Consider the following 1,032-nt stretch of genomic DNA (forward strand, 5'->3'; position numbering starts at 1 on the left):
GAGGTGTCGAGCACCACGGCAAATTCGGGCGGCTGCAGCTGCGTGTCTTTCACGCAGGCGAAGGGCGTGGCAGGGCGGCTGCCAAGCCAGTGCTGCAGATACGGCCAGCCCAACCACAAGGCCAGGGCCAGCAACAGCAGGCCAAGCAACGGCAGCAGGAACCACGGCAGCCATACCCGGCGCCGGCGCACCACTGGCGCTGGGGCGGGCAAGGGTGCGGTTGCAGGCGTGACCGGGGCCGGCTCGGCCCAGCGCACGACCAGCGGCTGGCCGTTGACGCTGTACAGGTTGTTCAGGTCGGCAGGCCGGATGAGTTTTTCCAGCAGCGCTGCCTCATTGGTCTGGCCCAGGCTTTGCAGTTTGCCGACCAGTTGGCGTACCGCGTCCTGACGCTCGTCGTAAAACCGCAGCAAGGCAGCTTGCTGCTCGGCCTCAAGGTCGTGGTAGCGGTGTGGCTGGCCTTGCAGCTCCGACCACCATTCGCGCAGGCCATCCTTGCCGTCGCGCGGGGTGGCAAACTGATGAGCGATGCTTGGTGGGAAATGCCTGACGATGATCGCCATGGCTTGTTCGAGCACCCGCAGGTCGTTGCTGGCGGGGCTGGTGTCGCGGGTGACCCGCTGCATGTGCATATCCTGAAAAGATTCGGCAGCCGAAGCTGCCGAAGAGGTTCTACTCGTAACCCAGGCTCAGCTGAAGGCGGCTGACCTGTTGTTGCAGGTCCTTGAGTTTTTGTTTGCGGGCTTCGATCTGGGCGTTGCTGGCATTTTGCGAGGGTGCCGCCTGGTTGGTCTTGAGCTGCTGCTCCAGGCTGGCGATCTGCTTCTGCACATCGCTCTTGTTGCCATGCCGGGCCTTGAGGGTGCCGAGCAGCCCATTCAACGACTGCTCCAGGCTGGCCTGCTGGCGCTGCTGGCTTTGCAGGTCCTGGCGGGTCGAGGCCTGCAGCGCACTCAACTGCGCGTAGACCTCGTTGAACTGGCGGTTCTGCTCTTTGGCACTCAGCAGGTTCTGCTCGCTGTTGCGCACGCC

The 1,032-nt window shown here is 64.1% G+C and carries 1 protein-coding gene and 1 pseudogene; both read right to left on the reverse strand.

The features are described from left to right. Positions 1–626: pseudogene (locus HP546_RS30625) on the reverse strand (hypothetical protein); the annotation flags it as partial. 46 nt (positions 627–672) lie between these two features. Next, positions 673–1,032, reverse strand: a 360-nt coding sequence (locus tag HP546_RS30630) for a hypothetical protein (protein WP_172233727.1), incomplete at its 5' end; no start/stop codon positions are given.

It is taken from the genome of Pseudomonas sp. CM25, from assembly GCF_013179705.1.
GTDB lineage: Bacteria > Pseudomonadota > Gammaproteobacteria > Pseudomonadales > Pseudomonadaceae > Aquipseudomonas.